This window comes from Pseudomonas viridiflava, from assembly GCF_900602065.1.
Classification (GTDB): Bacteria; Pseudomonadota; Gammaproteobacteria; order Pseudomonadales; family Pseudomonadaceae; genus Aquipseudomonas.
Genome location: NZ_UWFN01000095.1, coordinates 392,269 through 406,894, shown reverse-complemented (window position 1 = coordinate 406,894; position 14,626 = coordinate 392,269). Strand labels below are relative to the sequence as shown.

The 14,626-nt window shown below is 58.0% G+C and carries 12 protein-coding genes; 6 read left to right on the top strand and 6 right to left on the bottom strand.

Translation table 11 applies throughout. The features are described 5' to 3' along the window. Positions 1 to 170 precede the first annotated feature (170 nt). Positions 171 to 863, top strand: a complete 693-nt coding sequence (locus EE949_RS04470) for a PqiC family protein (protein ID WP_122663161.1) — start codon at positions 171 to 173, stop codon at positions 861 to 863. 261 nt (positions 864 to 1,124) lie between these two features. Here the strand turns inward: EE949_RS04470 and EE949_RS04465 are convergent, their stop codons facing one another. Then, positions 1,125 to 2,675, bottom strand: a complete 1,551-nt coding sequence (locus EE949_RS04465) for an AhpA/YtjB family protein (RefSeq protein WP_122663160.1) — start codon at positions 2,673 to 2,675, stop codon at positions 1,125 to 1,127. Between the two features lie 130 nt (positions 2,676 to 2,805). Between EE949_RS04465 and serB the strand changes: the two genes are divergently transcribed. Next, positions 2,806 to 4,020 carry a phosphoserine phosphatase SerB gene (gene serB, locus EE949_RS04460; RefSeq protein ID WP_122663159.1) on the top strand — a complete coding sequence of 405 codons (1,215 nt, stop codon included), beginning with the start codon at positions 2,806 to 2,808 and terminating at the stop codon, positions 4,018 to 4,020. Between the two features lie 277 nt (positions 4,021 to 4,297). Here serB and EE949_RS04455 read toward each other — a convergent pair whose 3' ends face one another. The 4 genes from EE949_RS04455 to EE949_RS04440 form a co-directional block, all read right to left on the bottom strand. Beyond that, positions 4,298 to 6,082 (bottom strand): molecular chaperone, encoded by a 1,785-nt coding sequence (locus EE949_RS04455; protein ID WP_122663158.1) that lies wholly within the window; start codon positions 6,080 to 6,082, stop codon positions 4,298 to 4,300. Positions 6,083 to 6,304: 222 nt separating this feature from the next. Beyond that, positions 6,305 to 7,174, bottom strand: a complete 870-nt coding sequence (gene asd, locus EE949_RS04450) for an archaetidylserine decarboxylase (protein ID WP_162874471.1) — start codon at positions 7,172 to 7,174, stop codon at positions 6,305 to 6,307. Positions 7,175 to 7,206: 32 nt separating this feature from the next. Next, on the bottom strand, positions 7,207 to 8,022 hold the full coding sequence (gene rhdA / locus EE949_RS04445; RefSeq protein ID WP_122663156.1) for a thiosulfate sulfurtransferase: 816 nt from the start codon (positions 8,020 to 8,022) through the stop codon (positions 7,207 to 7,209). Between the two features lie 45 nt (positions 8,023 to 8,067). Next, complete coding sequence (locus EE949_RS04440; RefSeq protein ID WP_122663155.1) at positions 8,068 to 9,603, bottom strand: HDOD domain-containing protein; 1,536 nt, start codon at positions 9,601 to 9,603, stop codon at positions 8,068 to 8,070. A gap of 209 nt (positions 9,604 to 9,812) precedes the next feature. On the opposite strand from EE949_RS04440, the gene motA reads away from it, so the two are divergent. Together motA and motB are read left to right on the top strand one after the other, a co-directional pair. Continuing rightward, positions 9,813 to 10,664, top strand: a complete 852-nt coding sequence (gene motA / locus EE949_RS04435) for a flagellar motor stator protein MotA (RefSeq protein ID WP_122663154.1) — start codon at positions 9,813 to 9,815, stop codon at positions 10,662 to 10,664. Positions 10,665 to 10,667: 3 nt separating this feature from the next. After that, positions 10,668 to 11,696, top strand: a complete 1,029-nt coding sequence (gene motB, locus EE949_RS04430; protein ID WP_122663153.1) for a flagellar motor protein MotB — start codon at positions 10,668 to 10,670, stop codon at positions 11,694 to 11,696. 427 nt (positions 11,697 to 12,123) lie between these two features. Here the strand turns inward: motB and rsgA are convergent, their stop codons facing one another. Further along, positions 12,124 to 13,155 (bottom strand): small ribosomal subunit biogenesis GTPase RsgA, encoded by a 1,032-nt coding sequence (gene rsgA / locus EE949_RS04425; protein WP_122663152.1) that lies wholly within the window; start codon positions 13,153 to 13,155, stop codon positions 12,124 to 12,126. A 96-nt stretch (positions 13,156 to 13,251) separates the two neighbouring features. On the opposite strand from rsgA, the gene orn reads away from it, so the two are divergent. Both orn and EE949_RS04415 read left to right on the top strand, forming a co-directional pair. Then, the gene (gene orn, locus EE949_RS04420) at positions 13,252 to 13,788 is read left to right on the top strand and encodes an oligoribonuclease (RefSeq protein ID WP_122663151.1); all 537 of its coding nucleotides are present in this window, start codon (positions 13,252 to 13,254) and stop codon (positions 13,786 to 13,788) included. 196 nt (positions 13,789 to 13,984) lie between these two features. Beyond that, positions 13,985 to 14,599, top strand: a complete 615-nt coding sequence (locus tag EE949_RS04415) for a trimeric intracellular cation channel family protein (RefSeq protein WP_122663150.1) — start codon at positions 13,985 to 13,987, stop codon at positions 14,597 to 14,599. Positions 14,600 to 14,626 lie beyond the last annotated feature (27 nt).

The window sequence follows — 14,626 nt, the reverse complement described above, 5'->3', positions numbered from 1 at the left end:
AGAGCTATTGGTCTTCGTTTTGCCATGAAGATCGACGCATAATCGCTGGAGTCAGGACGCATATTCACGGATGATATGACGTCCTGAGGCGCAAGCGTGGCTGAGTGCCTGCACGAATTTGTTGAGTTATACACTGTGGCTTGCCTGACGGCCGCCACCTGGATGGGATGATGAATCTTCTACGCCTTCCCGTTGTTTTGTTGATGACCGGTGTTTTGGGTCTGGCTGGTTGCAGTGTGCATCAGCCGACTGCGCTATATCAGCTGGACAGTGGCACACCCGGGCAACCTACGCACGATAAGGGACTGGCTGTTTTACTGGGGCCAGTCTCAGTGGCTGACTACCTGCAGCGCGAAACATTGCTGCAGCGACAGCCTGACGGTAGCCTGACTGCTTCGACCGATGGTCGCTGGGCAGGTAGCCTGTCTTCGGATATCGATCAACTGCTGTTACGTCAACTCGCCTGGAAGCTGGACAGCCAGCGCGTTGTTCTGGCACCAGCGGCGGCAAACTTCACGCCTGACGTGCAGGTGGTCTTGTCCATCAGTCGTCTGGACTCAGGTGCCAAACAACCAGCGATCCTTGATGCCCAATGGCGTCTGGTGGATCGCAAGGGCAATGTTCGCGACAGTCGCATTGTCCACCTCGAAGAGCTTCACGCCGGGACCTCCGCCGATCAGGTGAGAGCTCAGGGTTTGTTGCTCCAGCGTCTGGCGGATCAGTTGAGTTCTGCGGTCAAGCCGATCTCCTGGCAGCCTGAAGAACCGAAGAAGGCCCCGGTGGCCCGCGCCAAAGAGCCTGAGAAGCCAAAGATTCCAATGGCCTCTCCAATTCGTACTGATCTGGAAGTGTTCCGCTTCTAGGATTGGCCCAAACAAAAAGCCCGCAGCGATGCGGGCTTTTTTGTGGGTTGCTATCCGGAATTCCCTGTAGGAGCTGCCGAAGGCTGCGAATGGTGGTATTTCGGAGAAATCGCTTTCGCAGCCTTCGGCAGCTCCTACAGGCTCTATGTCTTTCAGATGCATCCGCGATTTGGCCAAGGTTGCATACGGCCGTCAATCGCGGTGAGACCGGCGCGTCGCTATCGCGGCCTCGCGGTGCTCGTGCGCTTCAGGTCAGTTGAATCAAACCTTGCGCGCGGTCTCGTGCATGCGTGCCAACTGGCGTTCAAGCATCGAAGGGTAGGGCTCCATCAGGCGCTCTACGCAGCAGGCACCTTCAGGGCTCGCAATCGGGCGGATACGTGCACGCTGACGGATCAAGGCATCGTCATTGATCTTGCGCTCTACCAGCAACAGGTTGCGGCTGTGTTGCGAGAGGGCCAATGCGTCTTGTGCCGTTTCGGTCAGCAACAGGTCAATCTGACTCAGCCCCGCCAGACCCTCACCCAGTGTCAGGCCAAGTTGCAATTGCAGGGTGATGCCGCTATCGGCAACTTCAATCTGCAATGCGTGACTCAGGGCCCGCAAGAGTTCACCACAGCAGATAGCGTTGGTGAGGTAGTCATCCCCGCTTTCCTGACTATGGAACAGCATAAGCGTGCTGCCATCGTTCAGGGTGTGCAGTTCGCCATCGTAGAGTGACGACGCCTGATCCAGGCAATCGCGATAACGCTGTAACAGGTCTGTCAGGCGCGCACGCGGCAAGCGACGCAATTGATCCTGCGAGCCAAGCTGAATCGCTAGCACGGCACTCGGTTGTGGCGTGCTTGGGACTGCCGCCTTGCTGACCTGAGGCGCAGCGCTGGAGTGGTCGCGCAGGTCGGCAAATGGATCGTCCTCGTCTTCTTCATCCTCTTCGGCGACCAGGCGGCGCTGCACCGGTGGGGCTGGCAAACGTGGTTTGGGCGCTTCATCGAAGCCCGGCTCACGGGAGGCCCGGCCTGTGACAGCGGTTTCAACCTCTTCGTCGGCGTCTACATAATGATCGTCCGAGTCATCTTCAGCGTATTCCGGCTCGGGTTCGGGCTCAGGCTCAGGTATTGGCGGCGCGAAGGACGCGCGCAGCTGACGGGCCAGATCACCGATTTCATCCTGGCGTTCAACTGCCGGAGTGTACGGGTCGATGTCGCGCAGCCAGATCCGCAATTGCATCAGCGGAGTGGAAATGTGTCTGCCCAGGCGCAGGCTCAGAGCAAGCGCCAGCGCCAGCAGGATACCCGCGAGGATGCCCATGCTTTGCAGGCTGATGGTCATTGGCTGTTGGAACTGTGACATGTCCAGGCTGATGCGCAGATGCCCGGCCATGGTGTCCTGAAAAGTGATTTTGATCTCGTACAGGCCTTCGGCTTCGCCGAGCAGCCCGTTTTTCGGGCGTTGACCTGCTTCCGCGAGAATACGGTTGTCCACGCTGTAGATTGCGGCATGGGCCACCAGCGGGTTCTTCACCAGGTTACCCAGCAGCACATTGAGACTGAGGATGTCGTTGGACACCAGCAGCTCTGTGGCAGAGGTCGCAGTTTGCGTGGTGAGGGCCTGACCTAGCGCATCAGCCTGCTCGTGCATGGCCTGCTTGAATTGCAAACCCATTACGCCGGCGTAGATCAACAGCGCCAGAGAGACGAGGATCACGTTATGGCTGGCAATGCGCAAAGCAATCGGTACACGGCGATGACGCAATGCCCGGAAGATCAGCAGGAAGAAATTATCGGTTTTAACGGGCGTGGGCCGGTTCACAGAGCACGGCTCTTTCGAAGAAGTTGCCGCGCAGTATAACGACCGACCCAGTGACGGCAAAGCGCTGCCTGTGCCCGATGGTCACTGAAAGTGGTTAGAATGCGGTTTTTTTCCACTGCTGGGGTGTCCCTTGCGCGAAATCGTCCTGATTAACATCACCGGTGAAGACCGTCCCGGTCTCACTGCGGCTATCACTGGCGTGCTTGCACAGGGTGGAGTGAACGTCCTTGACGTCGGCCAGGCGGTGATCCACGACGTCCTGTCGTTCGGCATTCTGATTGAAATTCCTGACTCCGGACAAGACTCTTCAGTCCTTGAGGTTCTCCAGTCCATCGCCCACAAGCTGGATCAGCAGGTGCGTATTACGCCGGTATCCGAGGCGGATTATCAGCAGTGGGTGGACGATCAGGGTAACTCCCGGCATATCGTGACGCTGCTGACTCGCAAGGTCACCGCCGAACAGTTGCAACGGGTCAGTTCGATCACGTCCCAACACGGCTTGAACATCGACAGGATTGATCGGCTTTCCCGGCGCATGCCGCTGGACGCCCCAACGGAACAGGGCAAAGGCTGCATCGAGTTTTCAGTGCGTGGCGAGCCTGCTGACGCCAAAGCCCTGCAGGCTGAGTTCTTGCAAGTAGCGCAGGAGTTGAACGTCGATATCGCGTTTCAGCAGGATTCGTTGTTCCGTCGCAACCGTCGTCTTGCAGTGTTCGATATGGACTCGACGCTTATCGAGGCCGAAGTCATTGATGAGCTGGCCAAGGCTCATGGCGTGGGTGATCGGGTTTCGGAAATCACCGAGCGCGCCATGCGTGGCGAGCTGGACTTCAGTGCCAGCTTCAAAGAGCGTCTGGCCTTGCTCAAAGGTCTGGACGTCAGCGTGCTGGACGAAATCGGTGCTTCGTTGCGTTTGACCGAAGGCACCGAGATCCTTTTTGCTGAGCTCAAGCGTCTGGGCTACAAGACGGCGATTTTGTCAGGCGGCTTCACTTACTTCGCCAAGCAGTTGCAGGCCAGACTCGGTATTGATTATGTATTCGCCAACGAGCTGGAAGTGGTAGATGGCAAATGTACCGGCGTGGCTGTCGAGCCCATCGTTAATGCCCAGCGCAAGGCAGACCTGTTGCGTGAGCTGGCAGCGAAGGAAGGCTTGAGCCTGGAGCAGACCATCGCCGTCGGTGACGGTGCCAACGACTTGCCAATGCTGGCCATTGCCGGGCTGGGTGTTGCGTTCCGTGCCAAGCCGTTGGTCAAGCAGTCAGCCAGGCAGGCCATCTCGACGCTGGGGCTGGATGGGGTGCTGTATCTGCTGGGTGTCAGGGAGCGTGAAGGGCGCGGTTGAACAAGCGCTTTCCTGAAGCCAGCCCATGTCCTGTAGGAGCTGCCGAAGGCTGCGATAGCGGGGTGTCAGATGTCCAGCCTTCGCAGCCTTCGGCGCTCTTATCAAACATCACTTCAATTGATTTGAAACGCAGACCTTGTAGGAGCCAACTTGTTGGCGAAGCGGAATTTCTGACGATGCAGGTCCGACGTCTCGCCAACAAGTTGGCTCCTACAGGGTCACCCGTTTGCTTCGCGACAGCGGTGTGTCTAGGACACAAGGCGCGCTCCTGCAGAAATTACAGCGACGACCACAACGAATCGAATTCCTGATCCGCCTTCGGTGTGCCGCCTCCCGCTGTACCGGGCACTTCGAAGGTCTCGTATTCGAACTGGTTGTAGCTGCCACTGCTGGTGCGCTGATGGCCCAGCAGGCCGCGGTGTTCTTGTCCGGCAATATTGATCATGACGTTGTTGCCCTCTTTGAAGGGCAAGCGCGGCGCCAGCATGGTGGCCGGTTGTTCGATGGCGCGGATTTCGGGCAGCAGCAGCGCGCGCATGTAAGGGCTGTTTTGCTCGGGGCGAATGATCTGCAAGCCGCAAGGCTGCGCAAAAGGAGCGATCAGCTCGATACCCATCTGCGTGCCGCCGCCGCGAACCTGACGGACCCAGCGCACGACCGCAACACTCCAGCCCTGACCGGCATCATCCTGAATCCCGACTAATTCTCCGGCCTGCAGCTGCTGTGGTACTTCCTTGGGCCAGGCCAGGCAGTAACCGCCGGGGCTGTGGTTGACGATGTTCAGGTCAAAGGTCGGGAATGTCTGCTGAGCGTTGGATGCCGCATCACCGCCGTCCGCTTCAGGCTGTTCGTACTGGATTTCCTCATAAGGCAGCATCAGCGCCGAGGTGTTGCCACGCTGTGTGTCAAAAGCCTTGCCCCACGGGTCGTTGGCTTTATCGTCGACCAGTTGCAGTGTGAACTCGGCGGCTTTGGTTGCCGGTACTTGCAGCATGTCACTGAAAGAACGTCTACCGCCCAGATAGTAATGCAGGGCGCTCATGCCAATGCACAGACTCAGGGTGCCCTGGCCGGGTGTGCGCTGAAAGGTTCTTTCTGCGACATCACCCCATGCGGCGGAGAGATGCTCCAGCAGGTCGGGGGTAAAGCCCTGAGGGACCAGCAGTGGCGATTGCGCTCGCTGATCTATAGGGGTCTCCAGATAGCGGCTTATCATGGCTGCCAGTGCCTGGGTGTTAAGACCCAGTAGAGCGGGGTACTGCTCTTCCGAAAACAACGACTTGTAGAGCGGCGGCTTGTCCTGTCTGGCTGAAAGTGCGTAGAGGCTGTTTTCGTCTACCGGTGACTGCAGGCGGACAAACGGGCTCCAGGCATCCAGCACATCGGCAAGGCGACCAATATTGAGCTGGCGCATCTGGTTGCAGCGCGAGCAGCCCATCAGCAACGCAATGATGTAGGTCTGTTCCACTGTCAGCGCGCGGGCGTGACTGGCCTGTTCATCGGTGACCTGCATATTTTGCAATTGATGCTCGCAGGCAATCTGATAGATCTTGTGCAGCTCAAGCCAGAGACCTTCCTGCACGGGGCAATACAATTGATTGGCGCGAATCAGCGGGCCGTTCAGGCACTGCAGCGCACGTTGCAGTGCTGTGGCGAACAGGGGAATCCGGTCTTTATTGAGTCGTGAGCTGACACGCTCGATGATCAGTTTATAGCCGACCGCTAAATGGTTTTGCAGTGCCTGGCAAAGGTTGGCAACCTTGCGTGGACGTTCGTCGAGCACAACAGCTTGATTGAGAAAGTGGCGTTCCAGGTGCTTGCAGACGAAATGCACTTCGGGGCGCAGCAGCTCAAGCAGTTGCAGGCGATTGTCGCTGGGCGTGAGCAGTTGATTGAGCTCGGCAAGCGCCTGGTAGAGCTGACGGGCGGTTTCACCGAGGTTTGCTTTAGGCAGCGTGGAGATCCAACGCTTGAGATCCTTGGGCGTCGCTTCACAGAATGTCAGGCTCGACTGCGTTGGCGCAGGCACGCGCAACAACACAGGAAGGCTCAAATTACTCATGTGACAGGCTAACTCCAACTACCCACTCTGGCCCGAACGGCGGCTTTTGATCAATGCATCAATACCAGCTAACCCACAGGGAGCCGAAATCTACATCAATAAAATGCGAAGTTTCCTACAGCGCCGGTGCTAGAACTCTAGCAGCATCGGCCTACCGTCGCAGCACCGAAATCCTCCGGTACTGACAGCAATAGTGGCACATAGTGCCACTATTTGCTTTTTTCAGGCCTCGACAGGGGCTGCCAAAGCCTGACCCATGCGCACCGGCGTCATGGCAGTGAGTTGCTCGGCCCACTTCACCTGGTCCGGGCCAAACAGCACAATGGCGGTAGAGCCCAGTTTGAAGCGACCCATTTCTGCACCTTTCTCCAGATGGATCGGTGCACGTGCGGCTTCGTCGTAGCGGAAAGTCTTCAGTTCGCGCTTAGGTGGTGTTACCAACCCGGCCCAGACCGTTTCGACGGAAGCAACGATCATCGCGCCAACCAGCACCACGGCCATCGGGCCGCGCTCGGTATCGAAAATGCAGACGACTCGCTCGTTACGGGCGAACAGCTCAGGAACGTTTTCGGCTGTGGTCTGGTTCACGGAGAAGATCCGGCCAGGCACGTACACCATTTCACGCAACGTACCGGCGAGCGGCATGTGCACGCGGTGGTAGTCCTTGGGCGACAGGTAAACGGTCGCAAACTCGCCACCCATGAACGGGGCCGACAGGGCAGGGTCACCGCCAAGCAATTCCAGTACGCTGAAGCTATGGCCTTTGGCCTGGAAAATACGGCCCTGTTCGATGCGGCCAAGCTGGCTGATTGCGCCGTCTGCCGGGCTCAATATGGCGCCGGGTGTTTCATCAAGCGGGCGTGCGCCGGGTTTCAGGGCGCGGGTGAAGAAGGCGTTGAAGTGTTCATAGGCGCTCAAGTCCTCGACCTGCGCTTCCGCCATGTTCACCTGATAGCGACGGGCGAACCATGCCGTGAAGGCATTCTTGAACCAGCGTACGCGGCACTCGGCAACGCAGCCAGCCAGACGCGACAGCAAGTGGTGCGGAAGCAGATACTGGCTGAGGATAAACAGACGCTCTTTCATCAAAATTCCTGAATGTAATGCTTAAAGTGGGCAGGTTTTTAGCGTTCAACCGGCGTCTCGGGATGGTTGCCCCATTCGCCCCAAGAACCGGCATAGCCTTTTACACGAGGGTAACCCAGTGCTTTGGCCACCAGATACGTGAAGCCTGAGCGGTGGTGTGTCTGGCAGTGGGTAATGATCTCTTTGTCTGCGGTAATCCCCAGGCTGTCGAGGATTTCTGCGATGTCTTCACGGATGCGCAGGTCGCGTGACTTGTCCATGCCTGCGGTCCATTCGAAATTGATCGCGCCGGGGATGTGTCCACCTTTGGCCGCAACAACCTTTTCGCCGGAATATTCAAGCGGTCCGCGAGCGTCCCAGATTGCCAGATCAGCAGAGCCCAGGCGACTTTGCAGATACTCGCGGGTGGCGGTGGGCTCATCGTGCAGCTGCAACTCAACAGGCGCACCGGCCGAAGCTGGAATATCCGTGGATAAAGGCAGCCCTTCGGCTTGCCAGGCCAGCAGGCCACCGTCGACGTAGTGGTATTGGCTGTGACCAATCACATCCAGTAACCAAATAAACCGGCCGGCCCAGCCGCCGCCTTCGTCATCGTAGACCACATACACCGCATTGGCGTTGTGCCCCAACTCGCCAAACAACGCTTGCAGATCGGTTTTGGCGGGGAGCAGACCGGGTGCTGGAGGCTGGCCCAACTGAGTGCGTTTCGGGTCAACGAAGCGCGCGCCGGGTATATGCCCTGCGTCATAGCGGGCACTGCTGGTCAGGTCCACCAGGATCAGTTCCGGGGCATCCAGACGATCCTTCAGATCGCTTGGCTCAATGACCAGCGGCAAGTCAGAGAAGACGGACATGTGCAGCCTCCAATTCGAAAAAAGAGGCGAATTGTAGCCCAGCTGTCAGGCTTTGCGACCACTAAAGCTCGTCAGCGCCCGTTCAATGCACTGGCAGGTTTTGCCGAAAGCCTGCACCGAGGTTTCCGAAAACTGCCCACCTCCCTGATCGGCTACGACCAGCATCAACACCTTGTTGTTACTGCTCAGGGATCGAATCAGCCAGTGTTTACCGGGGAACAGAGCCCGCAGGTTGCCCGGCAATAGCGCCGAGAACTGCTCGATGTTGGCGGGGGTCATGCGTAATTGGGTCGGTTGTGCGAGCAAACGCTGCAACACGGTGCTTTCCTTTATAGAGAGCGCGAGAGACGCCGCCTCATTTCGCAGCCCTGCAATCTGGTGAACTCGCAGCAAGGTGCCGGTCTTGTCTGCCATCAGCAGCATCACTCGCTCCATCCCGCAGGAAACCAGCGCGTCCCTTGCCGTTGTGGTCAAGTGCATGGCGTTGCTGAAGGGGCTCGGTGTGGCAAGCAGCTCGGCACATTGCTTGCGCCAGTTTTGCAGGGCATCGGGGGAGGGTGGTGGGGCCGCCTGCAGTTTGCTGTGAATCCGGCGGGTCGCCCACGGCCAGATAAGGGCTTCGGCCGGGTGCCACAGGGCAGGGTCGTTATGGTGGCGGGCGCTGCTGGCGGCATTCTGGTGTGCTTGCTGCTGCACACTGTCCATATTCTGTTGCAGATACAGGCTGCACAGTAACTCCCAGCGCAGGCAGTGCGGGCTGTCCCATGCCTGTTGAGCCGAGAGTGCCAGGCCATTGCCCAGCAGAACCGTATTGGCTGGCTGGTTGAACCAGCGGCGCAGGTTCGGATCGGCGTCCATCAATTGCTGCTGTTGCAACGGGTCGTCATTCGCCCGTGCCACATGCAGCGCTTTGACCAGTTGGCGTCGTTCGCTGATCAGTAATTTGTAACCTTGAGTGACCCACAAAGGCAGGCGCCACGAGGTTGCCAGCTCCATGCACAGTTCCAGCAGGCTGACTCCAAACAGCGCTTTCTCCACTGTGCGTGATGATTCGCCTTTGTGGATAACTCGCAGCTCCCATTCATCGAGTAGTTTGGGATGAGCCAGGGCCATTGGCCACAGAGGTGCCAGAAACAAAAGGCTACCCAGGTGAATGTCCTGCCACAGGCGAGCGAGACGGCTGGCAAACAGGCCGTTGGCTTGCTGCGTGGCGTGCTGGCTGATCAGCAGCAATTGCCGAAAGGTCGCCGGGATTTTTTCGTTCTCAAGCGCGGGCAGTCGATTAAGCAATACTTCGGTGCGCGCCAGGCCCAGGCGGGTGATTGCCACTTCCAGGCTTTCAGCCGGTTCGGTCAGGCCGGTGCCATGGTTATTGGCTTCGCGCATCACGCTCAAGACCAGCGCCGGGCTGTCCTGCATCATGTCGGCGATGTCGCGCAACGAGCGGCGACTATCGTTCAGTGCGCTACGGACCTTGCTGTGGCTGGCAAGAGGGACCGGCAACGCAATGCTGTCCAACTGTTTGAGCCACGCATCAAGCGTGTTCGGAACGGGAAGCTGTGACGACGTTTCTGGAGGCATGCATCAAGGCCCGTGCGACTGAAAATTTAGGCAGTGGACACTGCGAAATCAATGGGTAAGACCCTTGTGCCTGGGCCCCCGTTCACCGGTCAACTGGCTTTTCGATTTATCTGGCTATAGTCTGGCTCACATATGCCGATAAGTAGAAGAAGAGTTTCAAGAACTTCCGCACATGTCCCTGAACCCGACTCAGTAAGTACTTTCTACCTATGGCTAAAATTATCGGCATCATCGTCGTTTTCGCGAGCGTGCTTGCGGGTTACGTCCTTTCACACGGCAAAATTGCCGCGCTGATCCAGCCTTTCGAGGTGTTGATCATCGGTGGTGCGGCATTTGGCGCGTTTTTGCAGGCCAACCCTGGCTACATGACCATGCACGTGATGAAGAAGTCGCTGAAGATGTTCGGCACTCGCTTCACTCACGCGTTCTATCTTGAGGTGCTGGGTCTGGTGTACGAAATCCTCAACAAGAGCCGTCGTGAAGGCATGATGGCGATTGAAGGGGATATCGAAGATGCGGCGGCCAGCCCGATTTTTGCCAAGTACCCCGGCGTGCTCAAAGACGAGCGCATGACGGCTTACATCTGTGACTACCTGCGCATCATGTCGTCGGGCAACATGGCTCCGCACGAGCTGGAAGGCCTGTTCGACATGGAGCTGCAAAGCATCAAGGAAGAACTGGGTCATCCTTCCCACGCCATTACCGGTATTGCTGACGGTATGCCCGGTTTCGGTATCGTGGCGGCGGTACTGGGTATCGTTGTGACCATGGCTTCGTTGGGCGATGGCGACAAGGCTGCGATCGGTAACCACGTAGGTGCGGCACTGGTGGGTACCTTCTTCGGTATTCTGGCGGCTTATGGCTTCTTCGGCCCGCTGGCGACTTCCCTGGCTCACGACGCCAAGGAAGAGCTGAACGTTTACGAGTCCATCAAGGCTTCGTTGGTCGCTTCGGCTTCCGGCATGCCGCCTTCGCTGGCCGTCGAGTTCGGCCGCAAGGTTCTCTATCCAGCGCATCGGCCCAGCTTCAGTGAGCTGGAACAAGCGGTTCGCGGTCGCTGAGTCATGGAAAATAATCAGCCGATAATCATCAAGCGCGTCAAGCGCTATGAGGGCGGGCACCACGGCGGCGCATGGAAAATTGCGTTCGCCGACTTTGCCACGGCCATGATGGCTTTCTTTCTGGTGTTGTGGCTGATGTCTTCGGCGACCCCGGAGCAGTTGGTCGCTATTGCCGGTTACTTCAAGGACCCGGTCGGGTTCTCGGAAAGTGGTTCGCCCTATGTAATTGATCTGGGCGGCTCGCCGGAAATGTCCCCGGACCAGACCCTGAACCCGGAAATCAAGAACACGCCGACGCCGGACACTGTGCCAATCGAAGCCGAAACAGCTGAAGCCAAAGCTGAAGAGGTAGAGCAAGAGCGCCTGGAACTGCTGCTCCAAGAGCTGCAGAACAAGGTTAATGAGAACCCCGAGCTGCAGAAATTCAAGGATCAGATCCATTTCGAGATTACTCAGGATGGTTTGCGGATCCAGATCACCGACGCGGATAACCGTCCGATGTTCGATCTGGGCAGTGCGCGACTGAAGCCGTATTTCGAAGACATCCTGCTGGCCATGGCTGACACCATCAAAGCGGTGCCGAACAAGATCAGTGTGAGCGGTCACACCGACGCCAAGCCGTATGCAGGCAATGGCGAGTTCGGTAACTGGGAGCTTTCGGCCAACCGCGCCAACGCCGCACGCCGTGCTCTGGTGGCGGGTACTTACCCTGAAGGTCAGGTGGCTCGTGTGGTGGGGTATGCGTCATCGCTGCTGTACGACCGCAACCTGCCGCTCAATCCGGTCAACCGCCGCATCGACATCGTGGTCATGACCAAGAAAGCGTTGCAGCGGATGGAAGGCAGCCAGAATAGCGGGGCGGGTGATTCAACACCTAAAGCGCCGGCACCGGCACCTGCTCCGGGCACAGCGCCTGGGGCGTCGAACGGACAGCCAGCTGACCCGCAGGCATATGCGCAGCCACGGGAGTTGCGTCAGAAGCTGAACCTGTTCGAAGACGGCACGTTGAAGCTGGATGAGACGAAGAACTAAGGTTCTAGCGGCAAGCTGCAAGCCTCAAGCTGTAAGTAAAAAGCCCGGATCTCGAAAGAGAATCCGGGCTTTTTTGTACGCCGCAAAACCTGTGGGACCGAATTCATTCGGGAAGACGGCATTCCTGACGATGAAGATGCCGTGAATGTACCAGCCTCTTCGCGAATGAATTCGCTCCCACCAGGTTTAAGGTAACGCGGGACCGGATTCATCCGGGAAGACGGCATTCCTGGCGAAAAGATACCGTGAATGTACCGGCCTCTTCGCGAATGAATTCGCCCCCACCAGGTTTAAGGTAACGCTGACCTTGTGGGACCGAATTCATTCGGGAAGACGGCATTCCCTGACGATGAAGATGCCGTGAATGTACCAGCCTCTTCGCGAATGAATTCGCACAGGGTGTGCGCCCTGTTAAAGGGCGAGGAACTTAATAACTGCTTTCCGGCAAACTGGCGATGATTGACCGGTAGCTGTTCATGCGTTGTTGCTGCACGCGGCCTTCTTCCAGGGCGATCAGCAGCGCGCAGCCAGGTTCACGGTCGTGCTTGCAGTCGCGGAAACGGCAGGTGCCGATTAGCTCGTTGAACTCGATGAAACCAGCCTCAACATCCGCACGACTGACATGGCCCAGACCGAATTCACGGATACCCGGTGAGTCGATCAGGTCGCCACCACGAGGGAAGTGAAACAGACGAGCGGTGGTCGTAGTGTGCGTACCTTGCCCGGACAACTCGGACAGCGGACCCACACGGGTTTCGACCTCAGGCAGCAAGCTGTTGACCAGCGATGACTTGCCCACGCCGGACTGACCGACGAATACGCTGATATGCCCGTCCAACTGAGCCTGCAATTGCTGCATGCCGTCGCCGTGGTGCGCAGAAACTTCCAGCACCGGATAACCCAGCGTCCGATACACCTCAAGCAGCGCGTTGAGCGCCGGGGCGTTCTGTTCGTTGATCAGGTCGAATTTGTTCAACAGCAACAGCGGACGAATACCGGCGTGCTCGGCGGCGACCAGATAACGGTCAATCAGGTTGGCATGAGGCTCGGGCATCGGCGCGAACACGATCACGATCAGATCGACGTTGGCAGCCACCGGCTTGAGTTGCCCACGGCTGTCAGGACGGCACAGCTCAGTGGTGCGCGGCAGTTGCGCGACGATAACGCCGATACCCTGATTACCCGCGCGCCAGACGACGCGATCGCCGGTCACCAGTGCAGGAAGGTTGGCGCGCAGGTGGCAGCGGAAAACCTCACCCGCCTGGTCACCTTCCTTCGCTTCGACTTCGACTTGTACGCCGAAGTGGGCGATCACCAAACCGGTCTGCTCGGGGCCAAGATCGCCACCCTCCAGCGTTTCCAGGGTCTGTGACTCGCGTTTGGCTGCGCGGGCAGCGCGCTCGCCTTGAATTTTTTCGATGCGCCAGTTCTGACGACGATTGAGTTGGCGTTTGGCCATGGGTGTTCCGATTGATAAAGCAGCTGATAAGTAAACGCGGGGGAGTCTAGCACGCCGGGGTGAGCTAAACTGCGCGCCTACGCTGAGGAGCCAAATATGCAGAACAAGCAGAACCTGATCTGGATCGACCTGGAAATGACCGGCCTGGACCCGGACACTGACGTCATCATTGAAATGGCAACGATCATTACTGACAGCCAACTCAATACTCTGGCTGAAGGTCCGGTCATCGCCATTCACCAGAGTGATGAAACCCTGGCCAAAATGGACGAGTGGAACACTCGTCAGCACGGCGGCTCGGGCCTGACCCAGCGGGTTCGCGAGAGCACTATCAGCATGGCTGAAGCAGAAGCTCAGACCCTTGAGTTCATCAAGCAATGGGTGCCGGAGCGCAGTTCGCCGATCTGCGGCAACAGCATTTGCCAGGACCGTCGCTTCCTTTATCGGCACATGCCGACGCTGGAGCACTACTTCCACTACCGCAACCTCGACGTCTCCACCCTCAAGGAACTGGCTGCCCGTTGGTCGCCTGAGCTGAAATTCCAGAAGGGCAGCACCCACCTGGCATTGGATGACATCCGTGAATCGATCGCCGAGTTGCGGTTCTATCGCGAGCATTTCATCAAGGCTTGAGTCTTCGGTTGAAGACCTGTGGGAGCGAATTCATTCGCGAAAGCGGTGTGTCAGGCGCAGATATTTTTCCAGTCTGGCCCCTTCGCGAATGAATTCGCTCCCACGGGGGACACTGGTACTGGACGACGTCATTACCGCTTTGCCCTCTTTTGGTGCTTGCCCTACACTGCGCGGCTTCGTCGCAGGGACTGCCGCCATGTTGTTGATGCTTTATCTGATTGCTATTACCGCTGAAGCCATGACGGGTGCATTGTCAGCGGGGCGGCGTGGCATGGACTGGTTCGGCGTGGTGCTGATCGCGTGCGTGACGGCCCTTGGCGGCGGTTCGGTGCGGGATGTTCTACTGGGGCATTACCCGCTGACGTGGGTCAAACACCCCGAATACTTGATCCTGACCAGTGTCGCGGCCCTGTTGACCATCTTCATCGCACCGTTGATGCGTCATCTTCGCTCGCTGTTTCTGGTCCTCGATGCGCTGGGTCTGGTGGCCTTTACCCTGATCGGCACGATGACCGCGCTGGAAGTCGGGACCGGCTTGCTGGTGGCCTCTGTCTGCGGCGTGATCACGGGCGTATTTGGCGGCATTTTGCGGGATATCTTCTGCAACGACATTCCCTTGGTGTTCCGCCGCGAGTTGTACGCCAGCGTGTCATTTCTGGCTGCGTGGTGCTTCCTGCTGTGTCAGCACCTGCAATTGCCAGAGGAGCAGAGCATCCTGATTACCCTGTTTGGCGGTCTGCTCCTGCGGCTGCTGGCTATCCGCTTCAACTGGAACATGCCGAAGTTTGTTTATAAAGGTGATGAACACTGATGTTTTTTTGTAGGAGCTGCCGAAGCT

Bases quoted from the DNA above. Each gene is read 5' to 3' on its own strand.
- EE949_RS04470 (WP_122663161.1), top strand. From the start codon at position 171: ATGAATCTTCTACGCCTTCCCGTTGTTTTGTTGATGACCGGTGTTTTG.
- EE949_RS04455 (WP_122663158.1), bottom strand. From the start codon at position 6,082: ATGAGTAATTTGAGCCTTCCTGTGTTGTTGCGCGTGCCTGCGCCAACG.
- rhdA (WP_122663156.1), bottom strand. From the start codon at position 8,022: ATGTCCGTCTTCTCTGACTTGCCGCTGGTCATTGAGCCAAGCGATCTG.
- EE949_RS04440 (WP_122663155.1), bottom strand. From the start codon at position 9,603: ATGCCTCCAGAAACGTCGTCACAGCTTCCCGTTCCGAACACGCTTGAT.
- motA (WP_122663154.1), top strand. From the start codon at position 9,813: ATGGCTAAAATTATCGGCATCATCGTCGTTTTCGCGAGCGTGCTTGCG.
- motB (WP_122663153.1), top strand. From the start codon at position 10,668: ATGGAAAATAATCAGCCGATAATCATCAAGCGCGTCAAGCGCTATGAG.
- rsgA (WP_122663152.1), bottom strand. From the start codon at position 13,155: ATGGCCAAACGCCAACTCAATCGTCGTCAGAACTGGCGCATCGAAAAA.
- orn (WP_122663151.1), top strand. From the start codon at position 13,252: ATGCAGAACAAGCAGAACCTGATCTGGATCGACCTGGAAATGACCGGC.
- EE949_RS04415 (WP_122663150.1), top strand. From the start codon at position 13,985: ATGTTGTTGATGCTTTATCTGATTGCTATTACCGCTGAAGCCATGACG.